The sequence below is a fragment of the Desulfomicrobium baculatum DSM 4028 genome, assembly GCF_000023225.1.
Taxonomy (GTDB): Bacteria; Desulfobacterota; Desulfovibrionia; order Desulfovibrionales; family Desulfomicrobiaceae; genus Desulfomicrobium; species Desulfomicrobium baculatum.
The window spans coordinates 1,841,019-1,866,977 of record NC_013173.1 but is presented as its reverse complement, the minus strand read 5'-3'; the positions used below and the strand labels follow the sequence as shown (position 1 = coordinate 1,866,977).

Genomic DNA, 25,959 nt, shown 5'->3' with positions numbered 1-25,959 from the left:
TGTCAAATATGGGCATACTCGAACTGATCGTTCGTGAACCCTTCGCTGAAATGTTAGCAAAAGGGGTCGAGGCTCGCGTTGACTTTTCTTAAACAAGGTACGCACTCGTTGCGGCCTTCTTCATTTTGCGCACGAAGCTGAATTGGCAGTTCAGCGGGTCGCATCCTGAAGAAGGCGGCGGGCGCGAGTCTTCTTTTTTAACCTAGGCGATGGATCCGAAAGCGGCGTCCGGTGCGAGCCCTTCGATGTATCGCGCCCTGGCCTGCTTCAGGCGTTGCAGGTTCTGGTACAGAGGGTCGGACAGCATGGCCTTCGTGTCCAGTTCGACCTTGGGCTGGGGCACGTTTGCAAATGCGGCTTGGGTCAGCGCCGTGGAAGACATGACCACCTCGCCGCCGAGCAGGTCGGCAAGATATTCCGCTCTGGCTTTGGCCAGGTTCGGCCCTGAGATCACTCCCTGGGCGGAGTTCGGCAGGTTTCCAAGCATGGCGCCCGCCCTATTGGAGGTGGTGACAAAACCGTGATTGTCGATCTCGGCCACCACCTGGCCTCCAACCTGAACAGTGGCGTAGGCTGCGTAGGCCGGGTTCTTCGATGTGTCCGGACGCGTGGAATGGCGCGATTCAAGTATCGCCTCGTGGGCGCTCATGAAATTCTCGAACAATTCCTCTGGCTGTTCCCAGACAGCTACGGGTTTAATTTTGCCCATGTCCAGCGGTTGCGCGTCGTGCACTGAAATGCGGTTCTCGATCGAGGTCATGCAGATTCCTCCAGAAGAAAAAATTGCAGTGAAATATCATGGAAATGCAAGGGGGATGCCGCAAGGACAGCGCTGGATGACGCGGCGGGAACGGGGCGCACCGTGAAGTTTGCTTTGTCGGAAATCGCCTGCCAATCACGTTCGGATCGCAAGAGGCCCGGATCGGGTCTTCCTTTAAGGCACCGATGCGAATGATGCAGATCAATGCTACCTGAGCCCGACCTCCCGTCCTTCGTGTCTGTACGGATCACGCAGGCTTGCCCGATTCAGTTGCCTGCTGACGGAAAACATGGGTATAGTCGCTTTGCTCCCGATATCCTCAGGCTTTGCTTGATGGAAACACGATGTAATTCTCCGGCACGTCCTGAATAGGGGTCGCCCCGGGGCGAGGAGGGCATCCTTATGAAATGGCGCGGGCGGCAGGAAAGTACGAACATCGAAGACCGCAGAGGGCGGAGCGTCCGGCGGGCTGGAGTAGGGGGGCTGGGCGGTTTGGGGCTGATTGTTGCCGTGGTTTACATGCTCATGGGCGGCAACCCCCTGGACCTGCTGACAATGGTCCAGGAACAGCCGACCGCCTATGAACAGAGCGGGGGCAACTATCAGGAAAGCGCCGAAGAAGCGCAGTTGCGCACGTTTTCAGCGGTCGTGCTGAAGGAAACAGAGGAGGTCTGGAACGAGCTGTTCGCTAGGAGCGGGCAAGCCTACGAAGAGCCGACCCTGGCGATTTATTCCGGCAGCGTGCAGTCCGGATGCGGAGTCGCCTCCTCCGGTTCCGGGCCTTTCTATTGCCCTCTGGACGGAAAAATTTATCTCGATCTAGGCTTCTACGATGACATGCACAGCACGTTCGGGGCGCCGGGGGATTTTGCCATGGCCTATGTCATCGCCCACGAGGTGGGGCATCATGTCCAGAACCTGCTGGGCATCCTTGATAAGGTCCATTCCCAGCGGTCCAGCATCAGCCAGGAGCAGTTCAACGCCCTGTCGGTCAAATTGGAATTGCAGGCCGATTACCTGGCCGGGGTGTTCGCACACCATGTCCAGAACAAGAACCTGCTCGACGAGGGCGACTTCGAGGAGGCCATGACGGCGGCCAGCGCGGTGGGCGACGACACCATTCAGAAGAAGACGCAAGGCTACATCATGCCCGACAGCTTTACCCACGGCACTTCGGAGCAGCGCATGCTCTGGTTCAGAAAAGGCTTCCGGACCGGCGATCTGTCCGAAGGCGACACCTTCAAACCAGGCGCGATGTAGGGAGCGCGTGGACGGCGAGGAGGCCCCGGAATGGGGGGCACGTCCCGCTTTGGCGTAACTTCCATCCGTCTTGGAAGCTTCCACTGCAAGACTTCAGTCCATCAAAGGCTTCGATTCCAGAAGTCGAAGCATAAAAAGTTGGCGCTGTCTGGATTTCGAACTGACGTTATTTGTTGCGGCGTCGCTGTGCCTGCGGGTTGTCTTTACACATTCGGACACATCCTCTAGGTATTGCCATACACAGGTCCGGCGGCGTCCCGGCGCTTCCCGGTTCACTTCAGCTCGAGCACGGCATGACACGTTTGCGATGGACAATTCTGGCTGCGGTATTCTGGATCATGCTGCTGGCCCTTTCCCTCGGGTGGAACTGGCAACACCTCGAACGGTCGTTGATCGGGCTGGCCGAATCCGAGGCCAATGCCGCATTTCACAAGGACGTGACCTACAGGTTGTGGGCCGCCATGCAGGGAGGGGTGTATGTGCCGCTATCGGAGAACACCCCGCCCAATCCCTATCTCAAGCATATCCCGCAACGCGACGTTGAAACCACCGGCGGAGAAAAACTGACCCTGGTCAATCCGGCCTACATGACGCGTCAGGTGCATGAACTGGGGAAGGAGAAGTACGGTCTGCGCGGGCACATCACAAGCCTTGAGCCCTTGCGCCCCGAGAACGCGCCCGACGAGTGGGAAACAAAGGTCCTGCGGTCGTTCGTCGAGGGAAGCCTCAAGGAAACCACCCGGCAGAGCTTCGACGGACAGCCGTACTTCAGGCTGATGCGTCCGCTTTTCGCCGACCCGCCCTGCCTCAAATGTCACGCTGCCCAGGGCTATGCCCAGGGAGACGTCATCGGGGGCATCAGTGTCTCGGTGCCTTTGCAAACCTATCTTGGCCTCGCCGGGCAGCAACGCCTGCACCTCGTCATCGCGCATCTGGTCATCGGCCTGCTCGGTCTGACCGGCCTTGGCGCGAGTCATGTTCATTTCCGCAATTACAAACGCTCATTGCGCGAAAGCGAGGACCGATTCGAGCAACTCGCCGAACACAGCCGCACCGTGACCTGGGAAGTGGATGCCGGCGGCCTCTTCATCTATGTCTCCAATGCTTCGGCTTCCGTTCTGGGGTATGCCCCGGAAGAGCTCGTCGGATGCATGAGCTTTTTCGACCTGCATCCGGAGGACGGGCGCGAGGCTTTCAAATCCGCGGCCTTTGAGGTCTTTGGCCGAAGAGGGGAATTCACGAATTTCGAAAACCGGGCCCTCACCCGGGATGGGCGCGAGATCTGGCTTTCCACCAATGGCTTTCCGCTGCTTGATGGCGCGGGGAATCTCCTGGGCTATCGCGGGAACGACACCGACATTACCGCAGAAAAAGAGGCCCGGACCCAGCTCGCCCAGCGCGAAGCCATGCTTTCCTCCATGCTTGAAAACCTGCCCGTGGACTTCTGGGCGCGGGACAAGGATGGCCGAGGCATCATCCAGAGCCGACTCAGCAAGGAGCACTGGGGAGATTTCTGCTCAGCGAATTTCGACGCCCAGTCCAGGCATTCCCACAATGCCGAGAAATGGAAGGCCAAGCACGACCGCCTCTATGCCGGGGAAACCATCGAGCAGGAAGAGGTTCTGGTCCTGACCGACGGGCGGCATCGCATCTTTCATTCCATGGGCGCGCCCATCGTCATGCAGGGCGAGGTGGTCGGCATCCTGGGCATCAACCTGGACATAACCGAGCGCAGGTACATCGAGGCGCAGCTGGAGCGCGAACGCGTCCTCAGCAAGGCGATCATCGACAGCGTTCCAGGCCTGCTCTACCTGTACGAGCAAAACGGGCGGCTGGTGCGCTGGAACAGGATGCACTGCGAACTGACGGGCTACTCGGACCGGGAGCTTGGCGCCATGCACCTCATGGACTGGTACCGGGACGACCCCGCCTCTCAGCAGAAGGTCGCCAGGGCCATTGAGCGCGTGCTTGAAGAGGGCATCGGCACCGAGGAGGCCGAGCTTCAGACCAAGGACGGACGGCGCATCCCCTTCTTCTTGACCGCCGTGCGTCTGGAACTTGAAGGCCGCATCTATTTCACCGGCATCGGCATCGACATCACCGAGCGCAAGCGCTCCGAGGAGGCCCTGCGCCTGAGCGAGGAGCGCCTTGCTTTGGCTCTGGAAGCTTCCAGTGACGGCCTTTGGGACTGGAACTTTCAGACGGGTGAGGTGTATTTCAGTCCGCGCTACCTGGGCATGCTCGGGTATGATCCGGGCGATCTCGAACTCAATATCACCGGCTGGGAAAAGCTCCTGCATCCCGATGACTTCGAGAAGACCAAGCGAACCGAGTTGGACCACATCGAGCGCGGCGAGCCCTTCGCCCTTGAATTCCGGCTTCGCAACAAGGCCGGGGATTGGCAGTGGGTCATGAGCCGCGGCAAGGTCGTCGAATGGGACGCCGCCGGGCGGCCGCTACGCATGGTCGGCACCCATGTGGACATCGATCAGCGCAAGCGCATGGAGAACGAGCTGGTCAAGGCCAAGGAGGCCGCCGAAGCCGCCAGTCTGGCCAAATCGGAGTTCCTGGCCAATATGAGCCACGAGATTCGCACCCCCTTGAACGGCATCATGGGCATGATCCAGCTTCTGGAGTCCGGGGCGCGGGACGAGGAGCAGCACAGGACCTGCGCCATGGCTTTGCAGGCCACGGGCCGGCTGACACGGCTGTTGTCCGACATCCTCGACCTGTCGAGGGTGGAGGCGGGCAAGATGCAGATGCGCATCGAACCGTTCAACCTCCGGGACGCGCTTGGGCAGAGCGTCGATCTCTTCAATCCCATCGCCATGCAGGCCGGGCTGGAGTTTCGGCATCATTTCGACCCTGCGCTTCCAGAATTCGTCGTCGGGGACTCTGTGCGCTTCCAGCAGGTGCTCATGAACCTGATCGGCAACGCCTTCAAGTTCACGACCAAGGGGTTCGTTGCCGTCGAGGCCCACCCCTTGCCGTCGCACGAGAGCGACAGCGTCCGGGTATTGTTCTCGGTAGCGGACTCCGGACGAGGCATCGAGGACGCGGCCCTTTCCGCCCTGTTCCAGCCCTTCAGCCAGGTCACCAGGGGGTTCACCCGCGATCATCAGGGCGCGGGCCTCGGTCTGGCCATCACCAAGCGGTTGATCGCCCTCATGGGCGGCACCATGGCCGTGGAGAGCGAACCCGGCTGCGGCACCACATTCTCGTTCAGCCTGTCCTTCAAAACAGCGCCTGGTGCCACGACTGTTCCGGAAGCGTTAGGCGAAGTTCCATCGCCTTCGCGTCCGGTGCGCATCCTCCTGGCCGAGGACGACGAGGTCACCATTTTCGCCACGCGCGCCCTGCTTACGCGGGCCGGGTACGAGGTCAGCGTCGCTCGCACCGGGCACGAGGCGGTCTCCTTGCTCCGGGAACAGGATTTCGGCCTGGTGCTCATGGACGTTCAGATGCCCGGCATGGACGGCGTCGAGGCGACCCGGATCATCCGCAGCGATCCGGGCCTTGGCGACAAGAGAAGCATTCCCATCATCGCCCTGACGGCCTTTGCCATGGACGGAGAAAAGGAAATCTTCCTGGCGGCCGGGATGGATGGGTATGTGGCCAAGCCGGTCGGAATGAAAGACCTGACCCGGGCCATCGACGCCGTTTTGTCGGGCCGGGCAAGCCGTTCATAGCCGAAACGAGCGGGAGAAGGGCCCGGCGGGTTGATTCTTCTTCCAGTCCGTTGGCTACGTGTTTTTCTGTATTTGCTTTGTAAATATTGTGCGGTGACTGCGTATTCAACAGGCCAAATTTGCAAGCTATGATCGTCCTTAAAAAAAAGGGAGGGCGTCATGGCTGCACGATTTTGTCCCAAATGCGGGACGCGTCTGTCCGGGGATACTAATCACTGCGCGGGTTGCGTACAAGATGCGGCGGATCGCAGGCTGCTGGGAGCCGCGCTCATTCTGCCGTTTTTGCTGGCGGTGGCGGTGGTGATCACCGGACTGCCGTTATGAAATTCAGCGGATAAAGGCGCCAGGAAACACTCCCGGCGCCTTTTTCCTATTCCGGCTTGATGCCTGTGCCGGATCCCGGCACGATCTTGACGAACCGCTTTTCGGCCTCTTCCGCCAGGCCCTGCACGATTTGCGCCTCATCATTCTGGAAGCTCTGTTTGAGGGTGCGTACGTACTTGTCCAGCAACTCCCGCACCTGCGCCGCGTCGTCCGCGTCCAGGCCTCGGATGACCACATGCGCGCCGCTTGAGAAGCGGCGCTCAAGATTCTCCCTCCCGAAGTTCCATTCGGGGTACAGGCACTGGTAGACGACCCCGCCGGTCATGCCCGCGCACATCCACGGGCCGGGATCTCCCAGGACCACGGCGCGGCCTCCGGTCATGTACTCGAAGGCGAAGCCCTTCAGGTGGGCGCGCGAGGCGATGTTGCCCAGGTCGTCGCGCACGGGCGCGGTGATGCGGCCGCCGAAGATGGCGTCGGCCCCGGACATGCGCACGCAGGCCCGCGAGTCGGCCTGGTTCTGGACCATGACCGTGCCCGAAAGCGCCCCGTAGGCCAGGGACTTGCCCACGGACCCGTCCACGCGCTGGCCCAGGATGTTGACCCCTTTCAAAATGCAGACCTCGCCGCCGCGCGAGCCCTTGGCGATGCCGTCCTGGCCGCCGCCCTCGACCACGGTGCCGATTCCGTCGATATTGAAGGCGCACAGGCCGTTGCCGGGTACCGAGGAGGTCAGCAGCAACTCCACCTTGCCCCGGTCGCCTTCCGAGCGCTCCCGGACCATGGCCCCGGCCAGGTACGTGCCCACGGCCCGGTCCACGGAGCGTACATTCTCCTCTTTGTACTGCACAAATCCGCACTCCTGCCCAAGGGTGGACAGGGCCATGTCGGAGATGAGCCGGGTCAGGTTGTCGAGCGGCCTGCGCACGATGCGCGGTACCGGGCAGTAGGACGTGACCGAGTCCATAGGCGCAGGAATGAGCAGGTCGGTCAGGTCCGTCAATTCGCGGCCCCTGGCCTGCACGAGCAGGTCCGTGCGTCCAACCAGGTCGGACAGCCGCTTTTCGCCAAGCCCGGCCAGGATGTGGCGGATCTGATCGCCGAAGGCGCGCAGCAGGCGGGCCAGGTTCTCGGCTTCGACCTCGCCTTGCAGGGGTTTGAAGAGTTTCAGGCCGCGCTTCGTGGCCTCTTCCACGGAGCGCAGCTGGGTGGAGATGCCGCGCGGGCAGACGTCCAGGTGGCACTGCTCGCAGCTGATGCAGCCTACGCCCATGAGGGCGACAGTGCCGACCCCGACCCGGTCCGCGCCGAGGCAGATGAGCTTGACCACGTCCGCCCCGGAACGCACGCCGCCGTCGCACCAGAGCTCGACCTGATGGCGCAGGCCGGCTTCCACCAGCCCCCTGTGGGCCTGGGTCACGCCGATCTCCACGGGCAGGCCGACATACTTCTTGGCGTGTTCACGGGCAGCTCCCGTGCCGCCCTCGAAGCCGCTGATGTTGACGATGTGCGCCCCGGCCTTGGCCACGCCCACGGCGATGGTCGCCACGCCGCTGGTGACCGGGATTTTTACGGAGATGCGCGCAAAAGGGTTCGCGGTTTTCAGCTCCGTGATGATCTGGCAGAGGTCTTCGATGGAATAGATGTCGTGATGGTTGGACGGTGAGATGAGCGCGATGCCGGGCTTGCAGTGCCGAGCCTGGGCCACCATGTCCGTGACCTTGGAGCCGGGCAGGTGGCCGCCCTCGCCGGGCTTGGCGCCCTGGCCGACTTTTATTTCCAGGTAATTCGAGGAGTTGAGCAGCTCCATGGACACGCCGAAACGCCCCGAGGCGACCTGTTGTCCGCGATTCTCCCGGTACTTGCCGAGCATGTCCGGAATTTCGCCGCCCTCGCCGTTCATGCAGATGATATTCACCTTGCGCGCGGCCTCGGCATAGGCCCGAAACGAGCTTTCCCCCTGGGAGCCGAAAGACATGGCGCAGATCAGAAGCGGCATGGCGTGCGAGCCGATGGAGATGTCCACGTTTTCAAGGGGCAGGGGGGCGGCGTCGCGGGTCCTGATGTCCAGGAGATGGCGCAGCCCGACGGGATTGTCCCGGTCCACCTCGGCCAGCCCCTCGGCCATCTGCAGATATCCGGTCTTGCCCACGGCCACGGAACGCAGGATCTTGCCGACCTTGGCGTTGCGCTTGGGGTCGGATTGCAGCTTGCGTTCCAGGCCCTCCCGGACTAGCGCCACCCGCCTGCGGCCCTGGGTTTCGAGTTCGGCGTAGCCAAGCCCCGAGGACGTGGACGAACAGAAATTGGAGCAGCCGAAAATTTCCTCCAGCTCTTTTTTGAGGCCGATGGACGAGAAGATGCGGCCGTAACCGCACAGCTCGTGGATGCCCATGGTGGACATGATCTTTTCCACGCCCGTCTGCAGCGCCGTCAGGGTATTGGAGAGGGTGCGCTGCAGCCCTTCGGCGCTTTCAGCCTGGGCATAGGCCTGCTTCCAGAGCATGTAGGGATTGACCGCCGCCGCGCCGAGGCCGAGCACGAACATGATGTCGTGCAGGTTGCGGATGGCCCCGCTGCGCACGACCAGCGATGGCAGGCGCGGGATGCGGCCCGCTTCGGCGGCGCTGTGCAGCCGGGCCGTGGCCAGGCCGGGGTCGATGTAGACCCGCCCGTCCACGAAGCATGCGCTGTCGTCCAGCACGAGGATGGCGGCTCCGGCCTCGACGGCCTGCGATGCTTCGCCTTCAAGCTCTGCAAGCCGCGCGGCCAGCCCCTGGTCCGGAACGTAGGTCGCGTCGAGGATGGCCATGCGCGAGGGGTCGCGCTGCTGGGCGGTGAAAAAGTCGAGAACCTGTTCGAGGGTGTGCGTGCCGTGCTCGCGGCACACGGCCAGGATGTCCAGGGAGGACAGGGCCGGGGTGAACTCGCCTCCGAGCAGGATGGGGGTTTTGAGGCGCAGGCCCACGGGCGGGCGGTCCGGGTTGTCCGGGCGGTCACCGAGGATGACGGCGGTGGAGAAGTGTTCGGCCTCGCGTTCGCGGTCGATGGCCGGATTGGTGACCACGGCCACATTTTCTTTGAAATAATCGCTGACATTGGACAGGCCCTCGGTGTCCATGCAGGCCAGCGGTCCCTGATGGCCCATGGAGCCGATGGGTCCCTTGCCAGTCGCCGCGACATGCTTGCGCATGTCCTGATCGTACTTGTGCCAGCCGAAAGCGGCCAGCAGGGCGGTGGTTGCCGGGCATTCCCGGTCGTCGAACACGGGCCTGTCCTGGAAGAAGCGGCGCAGTTCGTGGCAGGCTCCTTCAGGGCAGTTCAGGATGGATTCGGGGATCTCCCGGTGCAGGTTGCCTGCCAGCGGGGTCAGGCGGCCCTGCTCGAAGAGGCGCAGCAGGCGCTGCTGCACGGCGCAATAATCAAGCACCTCGCCGCGTTTGCCCGCGCCGGAGATGATGGCGATCTTTTCGCCCGGAGCCAGGGGGCGGGGGTCGTGGATGGTGCTTTGCAGGTCGACCACGCCTTTTTCCGAGGACAGGAAATAGTCGTAGTCGCTCTCCCCGAACCACAGTGGGCGAAGGCCCAGGGCGTCGACGCTGCCCATGCACATGTCGCCGAAGCGCGAGACCACGGCCGCCGGGCCCTGTGCCGAGGGAGCGAAGAACCAGCGGTAGAAGCCGTACATGCGGCCAAGCTCGGCGGGCATGCGCTCGACTTCGGTGTGGATGGCCGGAAAGACCATTTCGAGGGCTTCCATGAACTCGAATCCGTGCAGGTGGATGAGGCCTTCAAGGATGCGGTTCAGATCCTGGGAGTCGCTGCCGCCGGGCGTGGGGATGATGCCGAGCGCCCGGGCCGAGCTGCGCAGTTTCTCGATGGTGTTGATCTCGCCGTTGTGGCCCAGGAGGGAAAAGGGCTGGGCGCGCTCGGCAGTGGGTAGGGTGTTGGTGGAGTAGCGGCTGTGGCCGAGGGTGATGAGCGACTTGCTGTCCGGGTTCTGCAGGTCCGGATAGACCCGGATCAGAAGATCCGGCGTGCCGCGCAGCTTGTAAATGACGCTGTCCAGGCTGAGCGAACAGACATGCGTTTCGGGCATGCTCTGTTCCAGTTCCATCTGGATGTTGAAGAGGCGTCTGGCTCCCTCCTGCCTGGTCTCGTCGCGGACCAGACCGCAGATCTGCAGGAAGCGGGGCGCTTCGACCCGGGCCATGGGGCCAAGCTCGGCGGCGTGCATCTGGTCATCCACTTCCAGCAGCGTTTCCGCGCCGGATGCGGTCAGCATGGCGCGGATGCGGCCTTTGAGTTCATCGAGCCTGCCGTCCGGGGGCAGGAAAAAATGGCCGACGAAAAAGCCCCGGCTTTCGCTCAAGTGACGGCTCAGCCCCGCCGCCTGCAGACGCTGTCCCCAGAGGGAGCGCGGAATGTCGGTCAGGATGCCGCAGCCGTCGCCTTCGCTGTTGATGTCGCCGGAGCGGTGGGCCATTTTTTTGAGGGCGTCGATGGTCTTGACTATATTGGCGTGCGTGGCGCGGCCGCGTTTGTCCACGAAGGCGATGATGGCGCAGGCGTCGCGCTCTTCTACAAGCAGGTGTGGTCTATACATGACGGGTCTCCCGGGATTGACAAAACAAGAATAATTCCCCATATCGTGATGTACGCTACGTTGCTATTTTAATAAATATTTCACAAGGCTTTGCGAGGATCTTTGCTTCATGGCCGGTTTTGTCTCCATAATGGTTCATATTAATGTGAGGAGATGTATATGGTAGCGGACGACGCCGAGATTCATGTGGAAAAAGCTGACCTGATCGCGCGCCTCAAGGCCGAAATGGGCTACTCCGAGGAAGAGGCCGAACGCGTTGTGGACGCCATGATGGAAAGCATCACCGAGTCCTTGAGCAAGGGCGACAAGATCAACCTGCCGGGCATCGGGACAATGGCCGTGGTCGAGCGGAGTTTGCGCAAGGGCGAGGACCATTCCACGGGAAGGGATATCAAATTTTCTCCCGGCAAGCGTCTTAAAGATGCCCTCACGTCTCTTGATTTTATAACCAAGGGTTTGGAATAAAAAATATATTTCGTATGGTTCGATCCGGCCTCAGGCCGGTTTTTTTTTGCCTGGACTTACCCCCTGTCCTGGTTCATTTTTGCGCTGTCAGTCCTTTTCAGGAGGCTTTATGAAGATTGCAAATTCCATGACCGATCTGGTCGGTAATACTCCTCTGGTTCGCTTGAATCGCATGGCTGCCGGCTGTGTGGCCGATGTCGTGGTCAAGCTCGAATTTTTCAACCCTCTGTCCTCGATCAAGGACCGCATCGCGCTGAACATGATCGACGAGGCGGAACGCGGCGGCAGGCTTCGCCCCGGAACGGTCATTGTCGAGCCGACCAGCGGCAACACCGGCGTGGGCCTGGCTTTTGTCTGCGCCGTGCGTGGGTATCATCTCATCCTGACCATGCCCGAATCCATGAGCCTGGAGAGGCGCATGCTCCTCTCCGCCATGGGCGCCGAGCTGGTGCTTACCCCTGCGTCGGCGGGCATGGCCGGAGCCGTGGCCGAGGCGGAAAAGATCCTGACCTCCCTTGAAGACGGCTTCATGCCGGGCCAGTTCGTCAATCCGGCCAATCCGGCCATGCATGAGCGGACCACGGCCGAAGAGCTCTGGCACGACACCGACGGCCTCATCGACGCCCTGGTCGCGGGCGTGGGCACGGGCGGGACCATCACCGGCGTGGCCCGCACCCTGAAACGCCGCAAACCGGGTTTTCTGGGCGTGGCCGTGGAACCGGCGGCTTCACCGCTTTTGAGCGGAGGCAAGGCCGGGCCGCACAAGATCCAGGGCATCGGCGCCAATTTCATCCCCGAAGTGCTCGATCGGAGCACCGTGGACCGCATAATCACCGTCTCCAACGAGGACGCCATGATCACGGCCCGCCGGCTTGCCCGCGAAGAGGGCATCCTGTGCGGCATCTCCTCGGGCGCCAACGTCTGGGCGGCCCTGCAGATGGCCCGTGAACCGGAAATGAAGGGCAAGCTCATCGTCGCCATCATCTGCGACACGGGCGAACGTTACCTGACCACCGAACTTTTTGCATCCAAGAGCTGAACATGGCCAAATATTTGAAAATCGACAATGTCCTGGGCGGCGTGGTGGAAAGCCTCTGCGCCCCGGAATCCTACAAGGGCGTCTATCACCAGCCATCCTTCGGATCGCCCATGCCGTCGGTGGAGCTCTTGTCGGAGATCGTGGAGCGGCTGCGCTCCGTGCTCTTTCCGGGCTTCTTCAAGGAATCCTTTATCACGCCGCAGAACATGGCCTATTTCGTCGGCTCCAAACTGGAAAAGGTCCGTCGTGAGCTGATTCAGCAGGTGGAGCGGGGTTTTTGCTTTGCCTGCGACAAGGATGAGCACTCCTGTTCCGTGGAGTGCGAGGTGCGGGCGGAAAACCTCTGCAACGAATTTCTGCAGACCCTGCCGCGCATCCGCCACATGCTGGCCACGGACGTGCAGGCCGCCTTTGCCGGAGACCCCGCGGCCAAGAATCCCGGCGAGACCATCTTCTGCTACCCGTCCATCCGGGCCGTGACCAACCACCGCATCGCCCACGAGCTCTATCTCTTGGGCGTGCCGCTCATCCCGCGCATCATCAGCGAGATGGCCCATTCGTCCACGGGCATCGACATCCATCCCGGCGCGACCATCGGCGAGTCCTTCTTCATCGATCACGGCACGGGCACGGTCATTGGCGAGACCTGCATCATCGGCAAAAACGTGCGTCTGTACCAGGGCGTGACCCTGGGGGCCAAGAGCTTTCCCAAGGGCGAGAACGGCCATCTGGTCAAGGGCATCGCCCGTCACCCCATTGTCGAGGACAACGCGACCATCTACTCCGGGGCGACCATCCTTGGGCGCATCACCATCGGCGAGGGCGCGGTCATCGGCGGCAATGTCTGGGTCGTGGACGACGTGGCTCCGGGGAGCAAAGTGTATCGCAATCTTTAACCAGGCTCCCCTGCCCGGCAAAAACCGCATTCGCTCGGAGTGCGGTTTTTTTGTTCCCGGCGTCGGCGCCTGCGCTTGTGGACAAAGGCGGGAGGGCATACGATACGAGGCATGGAGGCCGCATGATATATTCATTTTCCACCGCACGCGTGGTTTTCGGTATCGGCGCAAGGGCTGGCGTGGCAACGCACGCCGCGCATCTGGGAAAACGCTGCCTGCTGGTGACCGGGAGCCGCGCCGCGCGCTGCGACTGGCTGCTGGGGAATTTACGGGAGGTGATGGATGAGGTTGCGAGCGTGGCCATCTCAGGCGAGCCCGAGACCGCGTTTATCTCCGCACAGGCTGAGGCCGCCAGACGGGCTGGTTGCGATGTGGTCGTGGCCATCGGCGGCGGGAGCGTCATCGACGCGGGCAAGGCCCTGGCCGCGCTGGCCGCGAATACAGGCGACCTGTTCGATTATCTGGAGGTGGTCGGACGCGGCGCGCCGCTTGAGCATGATCCCCTGCCCATGATCGCGGTGCCGACCACGGCCGGGACCGGGGCCGAGGTCACGGCCAACGCCGTGCTGCTTTCGCCCGCGCACGGGGTCAAAGCCAGCCTGCGCGCGCCTGGTCTGATCCCGTCCCTGGCGATCGTCGATCCCGAACTGGCTGTTTCATTGCCTCCGAGGCAGACCGCGGCTTCCGGCATGGACGCCCTGGCCCAGCTCATGGAGAGCTTCGTGTCCCATGCGGCCAGCCCGCTGACCGATCCGCTTTGCCGCGACGGACTGACGCGAGCGGCGAGGTCGTTGCGCATTGCGGTGCAGGATGGCGCCGACCTGCGGGCGCGTTCGGACATGGCTCTGGCCGCCTTGTTTTCAGGCATGGCCCTGGCCAACGCGAAGCTCGGGGCCGTGCATGGCTTCGCCGCCCCGCTGGGGGCCATGCTCGGCGCGGCGCACGGCGAAATCTGCGCGGCCCTGCTGCCTCATGTCATGGAGGCCAACATCCGCAATCTGCGTCGCTCGGCTCCAAGGCACCCGGCGCTTGCCAGATACGACGAGGTCGGACGGATGCTGACCGGCACAGAGGGGGCAGCGGCCACGGAAGGGGTGGAATTCGTGCGCGCGCTTTGCCGCGACCTCGGCGTTCGCGGGCTTGCGGCTCTCGGCTTGACCGAAGGGCTCATGGAGGACGTGGTCGAAAAGGCGGCCCGGGCATCGAGCATGCATGGCAATCCCATTGTCCTGGCGCGGGATGAACTGCTGGGTATCCTGCGCGAAGCCATGGGCGAGGGCGCTTCTTTTTCGTAAAACACGGCGCGGGTCGTGCCTTGTTCGTGCCTGAAGCGCTCCTGGGCTCAGGGCCGGATCATCGATCCTTTTCAGGACGGGGCCAGATAGTGCTCCATGAAATTCTTTTCCGCTTGCGCCGTTCCGATCAGGATGAGTTCGTCGTCTTTTGATACGATGGTCCCCGGATCGGGATTGAGCAGCATTTCTTCGCCCCGCTTGATGGCGATGATACTGCATCCCGTGGTCTGACGGATTTTCTGTTCCCGCAGCGCCTTGCCCACGATGGTTTCGCTCGGCTTTGAGCGGAAGATGTTCAGCCCTTCGGAGAGCATGAGCAGCTTCTCGGGATTGAGCAGGTTCAAGACCGTGGTCGCGAACAAGGACGAGAAGGACATAACCAGATTGGCCCCGGCGCGGTGCAGGGTGTTGATGTTGCGGTCTAGGCTGGCCCGGCTGATGATCTGCACGTCCGGACGCAGGCGGCGGCAGTAGATGGTCAGAAAGATGTTCAGGTCGTCGTCATGGGTGGTGATGATGATGGACGGCGTCTCGTTGATCCCGGCCAGGACGAGGATGTCGAGGTCGGCCGCGCTGCCTTGGATTATGCGCGCGTCCTCCGTGTTCTTAAGCATCCTTTTCTCCACGATGCGATAGTCGACGCCCCGTTCGGCCAGGGTCCGGGCCACGGACATGCCGACCCTGCCCCCGCCCAGGACCACCACCGGCCCGCTATGTTCCCTGTCCTTTCCGCTTGGTCCCATGATCGAATCGTAGATGTCGAACTGGTTTTCGGAACCGGCCAGCACCAGCACCGTGGACGCGCCGATCATGGTCATGGGGTCGGGCAGATGGAAGCGCCCCTGTTCCCAAATGCCGACGACATTGACCCCGGTCAGTTCGCGCAGCCTGCTTTCGGCCAGGGTTCGGCCCTGCAGGGGCGTGCGCATGGCCGGAGCCTCGGCGATGAGCAGTTCGTCGAAGTTGCCGATGACGTTGGCCTTCATGCTCACCCCCATGACCCGCCTGGCCAGGACCTGGCCCAGCATAGTGGTGAACTCATAGGTGTGCGTGCTGCCGGCCAGATTGAGGATGTCCACGGAGTCCTCCTGATCGGCGTTGGTGATGATGGGCGTCTTGTCCGCGACCTCGCGGATGGTGAAGATGATGTTGGTGCTGGCCACATCCTCGTTCATGACCACGACCATGGCCGCCTCGCGCACCCGCAGGCGCAGGTACGTCTCGGGGTCGTCCAGTTCTCCGAGGACGACGTTGAGACCCGTCTCGTGAAGGTTCAGGGCCTGCTGCAGGTCCGGGACGAGAATGACGTACCTGATGCCGTATTGGTTCAACTTGTCGACCAGATTGAGGGTGATCGCGTCGCAGAAGGTCAGGATGACGTGGCCAAAGAGGGAGTCCGGAACTTTTCGCGGCGCCCTGGCCTTGTTCTGTTCCTCCAGCCACGGTGCATAGAAGAACTGGATGAAGGTGAAGGGCAGAACGATGAGCATGAAAACGACGCCGCTCAGCATCACGAAGATGGAAAACAGGCGCCCGAGGTCCGAGGTGAAGGTGATGTCCCCGAAGCCCAGGGTGCTCATGACCGTCAGGGTCCAGTACAGGCCGGTGATCCAGGAATGATCCTGGCCTTCGTAGGCCATCAGGAAATGGAAGAGGACCGTGAAGGCGGCAAAGAAGCCGAGCAGGATGAGCAGAAAGCGGACCATCAGCCGCGTATTGGCTTTCTGTTGTCCGCGCTGGACCAGGGCCGCCATCTGAGAGACGAGAAATTTCATGGGTGCGCTCGTAATGAAGGGGTGAGGGTCATATCCAGCCCATGGAGGATCCGGGGATCAAGGCGTCTATCCAAGAGTCATCGTCAACGATTACCCATGGCGCGCTATGCTGTAAAGCCGCACGCAGTTCACGGCGCAATTTCCCCCTTGCCTCTTCTCACGTTCACGCTTAGCTCCAACCCCATGAAGAAAGCGCAACGACCCGCAGCCGTCCTTTTTGACATGGACGGCCTGCTCATCGATTCCGAAGCCACCCTGAAGCGGATCTGGCAAGACTGTGCGGCCCGGTTGGGCTTTGATTTGAACGACAGCCTCTATGCGCATCTGGTCGGGGTTCCCAACGTCCTGTGCGAGGAAAAGCTCATGCTCTGGTTTAAGAATTTTCCCCTCGACGAATTCCGGAGCGACTGGAAGGCGACGCGGGCAGAGCAGCACAATAATGGTGGCATCCCGCCCAAAGCCGGTGCCTTGGAACTTGTGGCCTGGCTTGAAGGGCAGGGAGTGCCCATGGCCCTGGCCACGTCCTCCTCGCGCGAGGCTGTGGACCGCCATCGCGCAAGCTGGCCGGAACTCTTTCGCTTCGCGTCCATCATGACCGTCGAGCAGGTGGCACGCCCCAAACCGGATCCGGATATTTATCTGCGGACCTGCGCGCATCTCGGGGTCGCGCCCACGGACTGCGTGGTCTTTGAGGACTCAAACCCCGGCATGCGCGCAGCCATCGCCTCCGGCGCCCGCGCTATCATGATCCCCGAGCTGGTCGCGCCGGAGCCCCATGTGCGGGCCGGTGCGGCCCATATTTATCCTTCCCTGAACCACGCTTTTGATAACCGCGAGGATTGGTTTTGAATACTCTGACTACAAAAACACCCATGGAACCTGTGCATGTCGACGTGCTGGTGGAGCCGGACAAACACGATGACGCCGCATATGTGCGGGCTCAGGCCCTGGCCAAGGCGGGCCTGGACGACGACGGGAGCATCCGCGTGCGGGTGGTGCGCCGCTCCATAGATGCACGGGCCAAGATGCCCAGATTTTTGCTGCGTGTCGCCGTGGGCGGGACGGACGCGACCCCTTCCGTATTCGCGCCCAAGGCGCTTGGCGGTCAGCGCGTGATCGTGGTCGGGGCCGGGCCGGGCGGTTATTTTGCGGCCCTGACCCTCCTCGAGGCGGGCCTTAAGCCCGTGCTGCTGGAGCGCGGACGCGACGTTCGCGCCCGGCTCAAGGACGTGAAGAAGATCTACTCCGAAGGTCTGGTCAACCCGCACTCCAACTACTGTTTCGGCGAAGGCGGGGCGGGCACCTATTCCGACGGCAAGCTGTACACCCGCTCCAAAAAGCGCGGCGATGTGGACCGTATCCTCGATCTTTTCGTGGCTCTCGGCGCATCCCCGGACATCGGCGTGGACGCGCACCCGCACCTGGGGTCCAACGTGCTGCCGAAGCTGGTGCGGAACATGCGCGAGGCCATCGTCGCGGCGGGCGGAGAGATCCATTTCGAGGCGCATGTGGCCGACCTGCTGCTCGATTCCGGACAGGTGCGCGGCGTGCGTCTGACCGGTGGAGAGACGGTGGAAGGCGAGGCCGTGATTCTGGCCACCGGGCATTCGGCCCGCGACATCTACGGCCTTCTGCTCCGGCGCGGGGTACTCGTGGAGGCCAAGCCCTTTGCCCTGGGGGTGCGCATAGAACACCCGCAGGAACTGGTCGACAGGATGTTCTACCACCACAGCCCGCGTCATCCGGCCCTGCCGCCTGCCAGCTACCGCCTGGCCTGCCAGACCTCGGAGCGGGGCGTGTTCTCGTTCTGCATGTGTCCAGGCGGGTTCGTGGTCCCGGCGTCCACGGCTCCGGGCGAACTGGTTTTGAACGGCATGAGCCTGGCCAGCCGCAAGGCCCCCTTCGCCAATGCGGGGCTCGTGGCCCAGATCAACCCCGCCGACGTACAGGGGGACGATCCGCTGGCGCTGCTGCGTTTTCAGGCCGAGGTCGAGCAGACCATGTTCCGCGCCGGAGACGGCAAGACCCAGCGCGCCCCGGCCCAGCGGGCCGATGATTTCCTGCAGGGCAGGATTTCCGCGAATCTGGGTGCGACCTCGTACATCCCGGGCGTTTATGGCGCGCCGCTGCACGAGCTGCTGCCCGCTTTCGTGACCCGGGCCCTGCAGGAGGGGCTCGCCATTCTGGGCAAGAAAAACAAGGGGTTCGACAGTTCCGAAGCGACGCTTTTGGCCGTGGAGTCACGCACCAGTTCGCCGGTGCGCATCCCGCGAGACAGCGAAACGCTGATGCATCCGCAGGTGAGCGGTCTTTTTCCCTGCGGCGAAGGGGCTGGGTATGCCGGGGGCATCGTGTCGGCGGCCATGGACGGGGTGGCTGTGGCGCGGGCGGTGGAACGGCAGCTCAAAAAATAGGTCCTATGGGTCTTGTGGGACCTATAGGACCTATGGAAAGCCAGAAGATTGTTATTTGAAAGACTTCGCGAACAGGTCGGCGATGGCCTGGCGGCCGTTGTCTTCCAGAAAGCGGGTGCCTGTGCCGCAGAAATGATGGCTGGTTATGGTCGGGGTTTCGCAGCGTTCCCAGATTTCTCCGGTCCATTTGTGCCAGGAATTGCGGACCTGGCCAAAGCAGTACAGGGGCTTGTTGCAGATTTTGGCGAATTCCGTTCCCCAGCCCGTTCCGCCCTTGACCGTGCCGTCTTCCATGATGGTTCCGACAACGAAGATCTCGTAGCCGGACTCGATCTGGTACATGACGGTCTGCAGGATGCTGCGCATCATGGGGGCGTTGGTGAAGGTCCGGTTCAGGAGCTTGGAGACATAGCTCAGACTCACATCCTTGCGCATCAACTCTTCGGGGGTCAGTACGCGCAGCCCTCTGGTCCGCTCAATCTTGTGGCCTTCAAAGGTATAGGTCACTTCCTGGATGCCGTATTGTTCGGCCAGACGGCCAAATTCCGTTTCCGCACCTTGGGCGCCGCCGCTGAAAAGCGTGTATTCCGATGTGGGCATGAGCCCTCCTGTGAGTGGTTGAAGTTCAATACGATGAGTCTGTCAGCCGCAAGAGCACCATGCCCGCAAAACGTATCTGAATCAAGGTCTCGCATCATTTCGGCGTGTCACGGGCAGACACGGCAGGCAAGCTTTTTCTGTCCTGTCGGGGTGCTCAAGGTCAAGCGCTTGCTTGACAGTTTTTTTTGAACGGCCTAAAAAAAATTCTTCGATACTCGATTATCCACATCCCAAGGAAGAGCCCCATGAACCGCATTACTGCCGACGTCTCCGTAAGCCTAGTCGTAGTCGTAGTAGTATGCGTCGTTATGGACGCCCTGACGCTGTAACGGGATACGGACGAATTCTTCCCCCGCCAGCGCAGGCGCCGGCGGGGGTTTTCCTTTTTCAGCTCACCCTCCGCCGGTCTACAGACGAGCTGACAAAAGGAGTGCACGATGTTTTCCATGACCGGCGCGCAACTGACCATTGGCCTTCTGGAACGCCAAGGCATCCGCACCATTGCGGGCATCCCCGGCGGCGCAAACCTCCCCCTTTACGACGCGCTTTCACGCAGTACCCGCATCCGTCACGTCCTGACCCGCCATGAGCAGGGCGCGGGCTTTCTGGCCCAGGGCATGGCCCGGGTCACAGGCCGCCCGGCCGTCTGTTTCGCCACCTCCGGGCCCGGCGCGACCAACATCCTGACCGCCATCGCCGACGCCAAGCTCGATTCGGTGCCCGTCATCTGCATCACCGGACAGGTTCCCCGGGCCATGATCGGCACCGACGCCTTTCAGGAGGTGGACACCTACGGGATGAGTATCCCCATCACCAAGCACAATTTTCTCGTGCGCCAGGCCCGCGACCTCCTGCACATCATTCCCGAGGCTTTTTCCATCGCCACCAGCGGGCGTCCCGGTCCGGTGCTGATCGACATCCCCCGCGATGTCCAGCTGGAGATGGTCGATTTTGGGCAGTGGCCCGAGATCGGCGAGCGCGAGCCCGTGCCGGCCTGTTTCGACGGTGATCTCGACCTGGCCGTGGAGATGCTCAATTCCGCCCGGCGGCCGATTTTATGGCTTGGCGGAGGAGTGGTCGCCTCGGGCGCGGGCCGGGAGATGCTGACGCTGGCCGAACGCCTCTCCATGCCCGTGACCTCGACGCTGATGGGGTTGACCGTCGTTCCCCACGACCATCCGCTGAACATGGGCATGCTCGGCATGCATGCCCAGCGGCACACCAACATGGCGCTTGAGGCCTGCGACCTCATCCTGGCCGCCGGGGTGCGCTTCGACGATCGCGCCACGGGCAAGGTGCAGGAGTTCTGTCCCCAGGCCAAAGTCATTCATATCGACATCGACCACAGCGAGCTGGACAAGCTCAGGGCCGCCTCCCTGCCCATTCTGGGCGATGTGCGCGACGTGGTGCGCGCTTTGCTGCCCAAGGTCGAACCCGCCGAACGTCAGGAATGGATCGGGTACATCGAGGCCTTGAAGCGGGCCTTTCCCTCCCGCATTCCGGAGCAGGGCGGGCACGCCACTCCGCTGGAACTCATCCGCCGGGTGGGGGAACTGGCCGGAGACTCGGCCATTGTGGTCACCGACGTGGGCAAGCATCAGATGTGGGCGGCGCAGGGCTATCCCTTCACGCCCGGTACCGGCTGGTTGACCTCCGGTGGCCTCGGCACCATGGGTTTTGGCCTGCCCACGGCCATCGGCGCGGCTCTGGCGGCGCCGGAGCGCAAGGTCGTCTGCTTCAGTGGTGACGGCAGCCTGCTCATGAACATTCAGGAAATGGCCACGGCCGCCGAACAGGGCGTGGACGTGACCGTCGTTCTCATGAACAACGCTTCCCTTGGCCTGGTGCACCAGCAGCAGGAACTTTTTTTCAAGGCCAATTATTTTTCATCCATTTACGACGTGAACGTGGATTTCGGGCTCATCGCCTCGGGTTTTTGCTGGAAAACCTGGGATCTGGCCGGAGCCGCCGATCCCGACGCTGTGCTGGGTGAGGCCTTGGCCCACCGGGGGCCGACCCTGATCCATGTCCCGGTGGACCGGGACGAGAAAGTCTGGCCCATGGTCCCTCCCGGGGCTGCCAACAGAACCATGCTTGGAGGTGAATGCCATGCATAGCGATACGTCACGCACCGTCCTTGATGTGCTGGTCAAAAACCATCCTGGGGTCATGTCCCATGTCTGCGGTCTTTTTTCGCGGCGCGCCTTCAATGTCGAGGCCATCCTGTGCCTGCCGCTTGACGGTGGAGAGGAGAGCCGCATCTGGCTTCTGGTCAGCGAGGATGAACGGTTGGAGCAGATGATCCGGCAGATGCGCAAATTGCAGGATGTGCACGACGTGCGTCTGCGGCCCGCTGCGGAAGAGACTTTTGCCCAGCTTGGCCAGATCATGAGCGCCTGAGAAATCCGTCGGCGCGGGCGCTAGCCGGGTCGCGATGACGGATTGGTTTGCCAAGGCCCTTGACCCGCAACCGGGGATGCACTATTTGGGATATTGTTTTGGTATTGAAAATGTTGCTACAGCTTTGCCCGCCACAAGCCAATTGGTGGGCAAAGCATCTTTTTTTTTATTGGCCTAATGCGATTTTTGCACACAAAGGATGATGATGAACAGGATTCCCATTTCAGTCGAAGGCTTCAAGCGTTTGGAAAAGGAACTGGAAGACCTCAAGAAAGAACGGCCGGCCATTATCCAGGCCATCAAAGAGGCCCGCGAAGAAGGCGACCTGCGCGAGAACGCCGGTTACGACGCCGCACGTGAACGCCAGGGCATGCTGGAGGCGCGGATCAGCCATATCGAATCACGCATGATTCGTTTTGAAGTCATTGATATCGATACGCTGCAGAGCGACCGGGCTGTCTTCGGGGCCACCGTGACCGTGGAGGACGTGGAGACCGAAGAGCGCAAGACCTACACCCTGCTTGGGGCCGACGAGGCCGATCACACCAAGGGCACCATCTCCATCGAGTCCCCCGTGGGCCGGGCGCTGCTCGGCAAACAGGAGGGCGACGAGATATCCGTGCAGGTGCCCAAGGGCCGTGTGGACTACGAGGTCATTTCCGTCAGCTTCCTCGGCACGGCCGGACTGAAATAGCCGCCAGGACACCGTAAAGAACGGCCTCCGCGGGGATTCCTGCGGAGGCTTTTTTTTTGCCTGGATACGTCTTTTCCGGCGCCATGCCTCGTGAACGGCGTGTGGGCCCGTGGGGCGTGTCAGCCGAAAAAGCGGTGCAACAGCTCCTGCAGGCGGGCATGATCGAAGGGCTTGGAGAGATAGGCGTCCATGCCGTGCGACAGGAATTTTTCCTCGTCGCCGCCCATGGCGTGGGCGGTCAGGGCAATGATGGGGACTCGGGCGTAGGGCGTGAAGAGGGGATCGTTGCGGACAATCTCCGTGGCCTCGATTCCGTCCATTTCCGGCATCTGGATGTCCATGAGCACCAGATCAACGCCCGGAGCCTGCAGCGTATCGAGGGCTTCCTGGCCGTTGCGGGCGCAGATGACGCTGTGTCCCATTTTTTCCAGCATCCGCCTGGCCATGGTCATGTTCACCACGTCATCCTCCACCAGCAGAATGCCAAGCGGGCGCACAGCGGTCATGGCAAGCTCGGGCTGCGCCGACGTCTGTACCTGCTGGAGCGGCGGGGCCGCCCGCAGGGGGAGGACGAAGAAGATGGTCGTGCCTTCGCCTTCCATGCTCTCCACCGATATGTTGCCGCCCATGAGCGTCACCAGCCGTTTGACGATGGGCAGTCCCAGACCTGTCCCCTGGTAGCGCCGCGAATAGGTGCCGTCGACCTGCGTGAAGGATTCGAAGACATAACCCAGTTTGTCCGTGGGGATACCGATCCCTTCGTCCCTGACGGCGAAGAGGATGCGCGTCGCATCTCCCTGCTCGCCCACAGGCCAGGCTTCAAGGGTTACGCTGCCCGTGTCGGTGAACTTGAGGGCGTTGCCCATCAGGTTGAAGAGGATCTGGCGCAGGCGCCCCTCGTCCCCGACAAATCTGCCGATATCGCGCGGGGCCGAGAGCACGAGGCTGATTTTCTTGTCCATGGCCAGGGCCCTGAAAAAGTTCACGGCCTGGGACAACAGGTCGTCCAGGCTGAAATCCCGGTCCACAATTTCCATTTTTCCCGCATCGACCTTGGTGAAATCGAGCACATCGTTCAACACTCGCAGCAGGTTGCGCGACGATTCCAGGGCCGTGCGTATGTAATCCTCCAGCTCCGGCGGTACCTCCGACTGCATGGCCAGCTGCAACATGCCCATGATCCCGTTCAAGGGGGTGCGCACCTCGTGGCTGATGTTGGCCAGGAATTCGCTTTTCGCCCTGTTGGCCGATTCGGCGATCTCCTTGGCGCGGACCAAGGCCTGCTGGACCTGCTGGCGTTCGGTGACGTCCTCGAAGGCCACGGCCACCTTTTCCCCGGGCAGGGGGAAGGCGTGAATACGGAAATAGCCCCGGATGCGTTCGTCCTCGTAGAGGTGCGCTTCCTTGTCGAAGGGCTCCTTGGTGTGCAGGCAGCGCAGATAATTGCTTTGCAGGGTGGCTCGGGGCCAGATGTCCGTGAAGAGCGTGCCGCGGGCCTCTTCAAGACGTTTGTCGATAAGGCGCAGCGCGGCCGGGTTGGCGCTTTCCAGGATCAGCTGGTCCGGTTCCCGGTATTTGTAGATGAAAAGACCCGAAGGAATGTCGTGAAAGATTTCCTCGGCGGTCTGGGAAAGCTCGTCGTGGCGCTGGCGCTCGATGGCCAGAGCGATCTGTTCTGAGACCTCGAGCAGGATGTCCAGATCGTTCCGGGTGTAGTGTTTCGGAGTTGCGTAGTTTTGCACGATGAGCGCCCCGATGCCCTTGCCGCGCACCTTCAGGGGCACGCCCATCCAGCTCTGGGGGATGACGCCCACCAGACGGATTTTTCCCGCCTCGGCCAAGGCGGTCATGTCGCTGCTGCTCAAAATATTGGGAATATTGCCGCGCAAGAGCTCCAGGGTCAGGCGACGGTTTTCAGGGTCGTTCAGATCGTCGATGCGTGGGGCCGCTTCGCTGACATCGGTCATTTCATCGACCCAGTAGGGAAATTCCAGTGAATTCTTGTCCGTGTTGATCAGGGCCGTGATCAGATTCTTGGCGTCGATGACTTCGCCCAGAATTTCATGGACGGTGCGCATGAGGGTGGCAAAATCCGGGGTGGAATGGGCCGCGTCGTCGATGCGCAGGCGCATGGAGTGCATCTGCGCGCTCTTGCTCAAGGTGTCGCGGGCCATCCTGATGGCGGTGATATCCACGCCCAGACAGGTAACCCCGATGATCTCGCCCTGCACGTTGATGTCCGGCACGGTGTTCCAGCGGATGAGGCGCAGCGCCCCCTGGCGGGTCCGGATTTCCGTGTCCATGGATTCCGACCCGTGCGTGGCCGCCGTGGGGTGAGGCGTGAGAACCCTGCTCATGGTTTCGCGCTGTCCGGCGGGGAGAAATACGTCGAACCAGTTTTGGCCGTTCAGTTCCGCCTCGCTCCACCCGGTCAGCTGGTGCAGAAAAGGATTGGAAAAGACGATCCGGCTTTGATTGTCCAGCGACACGGCGATGCAGCTTATCTGTTGCAGCAGGTTCCGAAAGCGCTGGTCCGATTCGATCAGCGACAGTTCAAAGCGCTTGCGCGTGCTGATGTCTTCCATGGTTCCGATCAGACAGGGCCGGTTGGCGCCCGCGTCCCGGATCAGGGTGGAGTTGAGGGTCACCCAGATAAGGCTGCCGTCCTTGCGCCGCACCTGCGTCTCGAAGCCCATGACCCGGATATGCTCTTCCAGAAGTTCCATGTAGCGCTTGCGGTCGCAGGGGTCGGCGTAAAGATCGTGGCCGATGTCCTTGATGCTTGCCATCAGGTCGGCGGGATCGTCGTAGCGCAGGATTTTGGCCATGGAGGCGTTGACGCTCAGAAATGTGCCGCCGGGGGTGGACTGGTAGATTCCTTCCAGGGCGTTTTCGAAGATGGTCCGGTAGCCGGCTTCGCTCTGACGCAACGCCGACTGCACGGCTCTGCGCTCGGTCACGTCCTGAAATGTGCCGGAGATGACGCGAATCCGGCCGCTCTCGTCGGGTTCGAATTCGGCGCGGATCTGGGCGGTGCGAAGTTTGCCGCTTTTCGGGGTGTAGCGCACTTCGGTACGCAGTTCGCGCCGCTTGGTGAAACAGACTCCGACCTTGCGCAGGAAACGGTCCCGGTCCCGGGGATCAAGCAGTTCAAGGAAGCGGTCCAGGGATGGAAGCGTCTCATCGGGCGAGAATCCGAGCAGACGATACTGTTCGTCGGACCAGAAGGTCGCGCCGCTTGAAAAGTCGTGTTCGAAGGAGCCGATGCCAGCGTGACGCTGGGCGCGGTTCAGGTGGTCGAGCTGACGCTGCAGGGAAATGGTTGCCGGCATCAGCTTCCCGATTTTTTGGCGGATATGCCACGGTCTTTAAGGAAGGCCAGCAGGGTGTCGCGGTGTTCCCCCTGGAATTCGAGGACGCCATTGCGCAGGGTGCCGCCGCATCCTAGGCGCTTCTTGCAGTCCGACAGCAGCGCTTTGAGTTCCGCCTCCGGCAGGGGCAAGCCGGTCACGACCGTGACTCCTGCGCCCTTGCGGCCTTTTGTTTCCCTGCCGACCCGTATCGGGCCGGAGGCTGCGGGTCCGTTTTGGCCGCAGATGCAGTCCACCCGTCCGCATTTGCGGCAGACGGGCTTTTCCGTGGAGTAGACTGTCTTGAAGGAATCGCGAGGCATGAAGGCATCCTTTGCATGGTCCAGAAAAATTGCGGCGGCTTTGCAGCCGACGTCGGACAATGCGTTAAA

Annotated in this window: 18 protein-coding genes; 12 read left to right on the top strand and 6 right to left on the bottom strand. The window is 62.0% G+C overall.

Annotation, left to right across the window (positions count from 1 at the left end):
• Window positions 1–202 precede the first annotated feature (202 nt).
• Window positions 203–760, bottom strand: a complete 558-nt coding sequence (locus DBAC_RS08240; protein WP_015773827.1) for a hypothetical protein — start codon at window positions 758–760, stop codon at window positions 203–205.
• Window positions 761–1,162: 402 nt separating this feature from the next.
• On the opposite strand from DBAC_RS08240, the gene ypfJ reads away from it, so the two are divergent.
• The 3 genes from ypfJ (at window position 1,163) to DBAC_RS19220 (ending at window position 6,033) form a co-directional block, all read left to right on the top strand.
• Window positions 1,163–2,020 (top strand): KPN_02809 family neutral zinc metallopeptidase, encoded by an 858-nt coding sequence (gene ypfJ, locus DBAC_RS08235; RefSeq protein ID WP_015773826.1) that lies wholly within the window; start codon window positions 1,163–1,165, stop codon window positions 2,018–2,020.
• A gap of 293 nt (window positions 2,021–2,313) precedes the next feature.
• On the top strand, window positions 2,314–5,709 hold the full coding sequence (locus DBAC_RS17890) for a PAS domain S-box protein (protein ID WP_015773825.1): 3,396 nt from the start codon (window positions 2,314–2,316) through the stop codon (window positions 5,707–5,709).
• A 159-nt stretch (window positions 5,710–5,868) separates the two neighbouring features.
• Entirely contained in the window at window positions 5,869–6,033 is a 165-nt protein-coding gene (locus tag DBAC_RS19220) for a hypothetical protein (RefSeq protein WP_015773824.1), read from the top strand.
• Window positions 6,034–6,079: 46 nt separating this feature from the next.
• Here the strand turns inward: DBAC_RS19220 and DBAC_RS08225 are convergent, their stop codons facing one another.
• Window positions 6,080–10,639: a glutamate synthase-related protein gene (locus DBAC_RS08225; protein WP_015773823.1), complete on the bottom strand. Its 4,560-nt coding sequence runs from the start codon at window positions 10,637–10,639 to the stop codon at window positions 6,080–6,082.
• A 159-nt stretch (window positions 10,640–10,798) separates the two neighbouring features.
• On the opposite strand from DBAC_RS08225, the gene DBAC_RS08220 reads away from it, so the two are divergent.
• The 4 genes from DBAC_RS08220 (at window position 10,799) to DBAC_RS08205 (ending at window position 14,334) form a co-directional block, all read left to right on the top strand.
• On the top strand, window positions 10,799–11,104 hold the full coding sequence (locus tag DBAC_RS08220; RefSeq protein WP_015773822.1) for an HU family DNA-binding protein: 306 nt from the start codon (window positions 10,799–10,801) through the stop codon (window positions 11,102–11,104).
• Between the two features lie 109 nt (window positions 11,105–11,213).
• The gene (cysK, locus tag DBAC_RS08215; protein ID WP_015773821.1) at window positions 11,214–12,143 is read left to right on the top strand and encodes a cysteine synthase A; all 930 of its coding nucleotides are present in this window, start codon (window positions 11,214–11,216) and stop codon (window positions 12,141–12,143) included.
• Between the two features lie 2 nt (window positions 12,144–12,145).
• Window positions 12,146–13,039 (top strand): serine O-acetyltransferase EpsC, encoded by an 894-nt coding sequence (gene epsC, locus DBAC_RS08210; protein WP_015773820.1) that lies wholly within the window; start codon window positions 12,146–12,148, stop codon window positions 13,037–13,039.
• Window positions 13,040–13,161: 122 nt separating this feature from the next.
• Window positions 13,162–14,334, top strand: coding sequence for an iron-containing alcohol dehydrogenase (locus tag DBAC_RS08205; RefSeq protein WP_015773819.1), 1,173 nt, complete (start codon window positions 13,162–13,164; stop codon window positions 14,332–14,334).
• Window positions 14,335–14,405: 71 nt separating this feature from the next.
• On the opposite strand, the gene DBAC_RS08200 is transcribed toward DBAC_RS08205, so the two are convergent.
• Window positions 14,406–16,109 (bottom strand): potassium channel family protein, encoded by a 1,704-nt coding sequence (locus tag DBAC_RS08200; RefSeq protein ID WP_015773818.1) that lies wholly within the window; start codon window positions 16,107–16,109, stop codon window positions 14,406–14,408.
• Window positions 16,110–16,292: 183 nt separating this feature from the next.
• On the opposite strand from DBAC_RS08200, the gene DBAC_RS08195 reads away from it, so the two are divergent.
• Entirely contained in the window at window positions 16,293–16,958 is a 666-nt protein-coding gene (locus tag DBAC_RS08195) for an HAD family hydrolase (RefSeq protein WP_015773817.1), read from the top strand.
• The gene (locus DBAC_RS08190; RefSeq protein ID WP_015773816.1) at window positions 16,955–18,523 is read left to right on the top strand and encodes an NAD(P)/FAD-dependent oxidoreductase; all 1,569 of its coding nucleotides are present in this window, start codon (window positions 16,955–16,957) and stop codon (window positions 18,521–18,523) included. The genes DBAC_RS08195 and DBAC_RS08190 overlap by 4 nt, the downstream gene beginning before the upstream one ends.
• Before the next feature lie 51 nt (window positions 18,524–18,574).
• Here DBAC_RS08190 and DBAC_RS08185 read toward each other — a convergent pair whose 3' ends face one another.
• Complete coding sequence (locus tag DBAC_RS08185; protein ID WP_015773815.1) at window positions 18,575–19,123, bottom strand: hypothetical protein; 549 nt, start codon at window positions 19,121–19,123, stop codon at window positions 18,575–18,577.
• A gap of 437 nt (window positions 19,124–19,560) precedes the next feature.
• On the opposite strand from DBAC_RS08185, the gene ilvB reads away from it, so the two are divergent.
• From ilvB to greA, 3 genes are all read left to right on the top strand, one after another.
• Window positions 19,561–21,240 (top strand): acetolactate synthase large subunit, encoded by a 1,680-nt coding sequence (gene ilvB, locus DBAC_RS08180; RefSeq protein WP_015773814.1) that lies wholly within the window; start codon window positions 19,561–19,563, stop codon window positions 21,238–21,240.
• Complete coding sequence (gene ilvN, locus DBAC_RS08175) at window positions 21,233–21,523, top strand: acetolactate synthase small subunit (protein WP_015773813.1); 291 nt, start codon at window positions 21,233–21,235, stop codon at window positions 21,521–21,523. The genes ilvB and ilvN overlap by 8 nt, the downstream gene beginning before the upstream one ends.
• A 205-nt stretch (window positions 21,524–21,728) precedes the next feature.
• Entirely contained in the window at window positions 21,729–22,217 is a 489-nt protein-coding gene (greA, locus tag DBAC_RS08170) for a transcription elongation factor GreA (protein ID WP_015773812.1), read from the top strand.
• A 119-nt stretch (window positions 22,218–22,336) separates the two neighbouring features.
• On the opposite strand, the gene DBAC_RS17885 is transcribed toward greA, so the two are convergent.
• Together DBAC_RS17885 and DBAC_RS08160 are read right to left on the bottom strand one after the other, a co-directional pair.
• Window positions 22,337–25,549: a PAS domain S-box protein gene (locus tag DBAC_RS17885; RefSeq protein WP_015773811.1), complete on the bottom strand. Its 3,213-nt coding sequence runs from the start codon at window positions 25,547–25,549 to the stop codon at window positions 22,337–22,339.
• A complete protein-coding gene (locus tag DBAC_RS08160) occupies window positions 25,549–25,890 on the bottom strand; it encodes an SUI1 family translation initiation factor (protein WP_015773810.1) in 342 nt (113 codons plus the stop codon). The genes DBAC_RS17885 and DBAC_RS08160 overlap by 1 nt, the downstream gene beginning before the upstream one ends.
• Window positions 25,891–25,959 lie beyond the last annotated feature (69 nt).

What these genes read in the sequence shown, in the direction of transcription:
- DBAC_RS08240 (WP_015773827.1), bottom strand. Translation starts at nt 760, where the DNA reads ATGACCTCGATCGAGAACCGCATTTCAGTGCACGACGCGCAACCGCTG.
- ypfJ (WP_015773826.1), top strand. Translation starts at nt 1,163, where the DNA reads ATGAAATGGCGCGGGCGGCAGGAAAGTACGAACATCGAAGACCGCAGA.
- DBAC_RS17890 (WP_015773825.1), top strand. Translation starts at nt 2,314, where the DNA reads ATGACACGTTTGCGATGGACAATTCTGGCTGCGGTATTCTGGATCATG.
- DBAC_RS19220 (WP_015773824.1), top strand. Translation starts at nt 5,869, where the DNA reads ATGGCTGCACGATTTTGTCCCAAATGCGGGACGCGTCTGTCCGGGGAT.
- DBAC_RS08225 (WP_015773823.1), bottom strand. Translation starts at nt 10,639, where the DNA reads ATGTATAGACCACACCTGCTTGTAGAAGAGCGCGACGCCTGCGCCATC.
- DBAC_RS08220 (WP_015773822.1), top strand. Translation starts at nt 10,799, where the DNA reads ATGGTAGCGGACGACGCCGAGATTCATGTGGAAAAAGCTGACCTGATC.
- cysK (WP_015773821.1), top strand. Translation starts at nt 11,214, where the DNA reads ATGAAGATTGCAAATTCCATGACCGATCTGGTCGGTAATACTCCTCTG.
- epsC (WP_015773820.1), top strand. Translation starts at nt 12,146, where the DNA reads ATGGCCAAATATTTGAAAATCGACAATGTCCTGGGCGGCGTGGTGGAA.
- DBAC_RS08205 (WP_015773819.1), top strand. Translation starts at nt 13,162, where the DNA reads ATGATATATTCATTTTCCACCGCACGCGTGGTTTTCGGTATCGGCGCA.
- DBAC_RS08200 (WP_015773818.1), bottom strand. Translation starts at nt 16,109, where the DNA reads ATGAAATTTCTCGTCTCTCAGATGGCGGCCCTGGTCCAGCGCGGACAA.
- DBAC_RS08195 (WP_015773817.1), top strand. Translation starts at nt 16,293, where the DNA reads ATGAAGAAAGCGCAACGACCCGCAGCCGTCCTTTTTGACATGGACGGC.
- DBAC_RS08185 (WP_015773815.1), bottom strand. Translation starts at nt 19,123, where the DNA reads ATGCCCACATCGGAATACACGCTTTTCAGCGGCGGCGCCCAAGGTGCG.
- ilvB (WP_015773814.1), top strand. Translation starts at nt 19,561, where the DNA reads ATGTTTTCCATGACCGGCGCGCAACTGACCATTGGCCTTCTGGAACGC.
- ilvN (WP_015773813.1), top strand. Translation starts at nt 21,233, where the DNA reads ATGCATAGCGATACGTCACGCACCGTCCTTGATGTGCTGGTCAAAAAC.
- greA (WP_015773812.1), top strand. Translation starts at nt 21,729, where the DNA reads ATGAACAGGATTCCCATTTCAGTCGAAGGCTTCAAGCGTTTGGAAAAG.
- DBAC_RS17885 (WP_015773811.1), bottom strand. Translation starts at nt 25,549, where the DNA reads ATGCCGGCAACCATTTCCCTGCAGCGTCAGCTCGACCACCTGAACCGC.
- DBAC_RS08160 (WP_015773810.1), bottom strand. Translation starts at nt 25,890, where the DNA reads ATGCCTCGCGATTCCTTCAAGACAGTCTACTCCACGGAAAAGCCCGTC.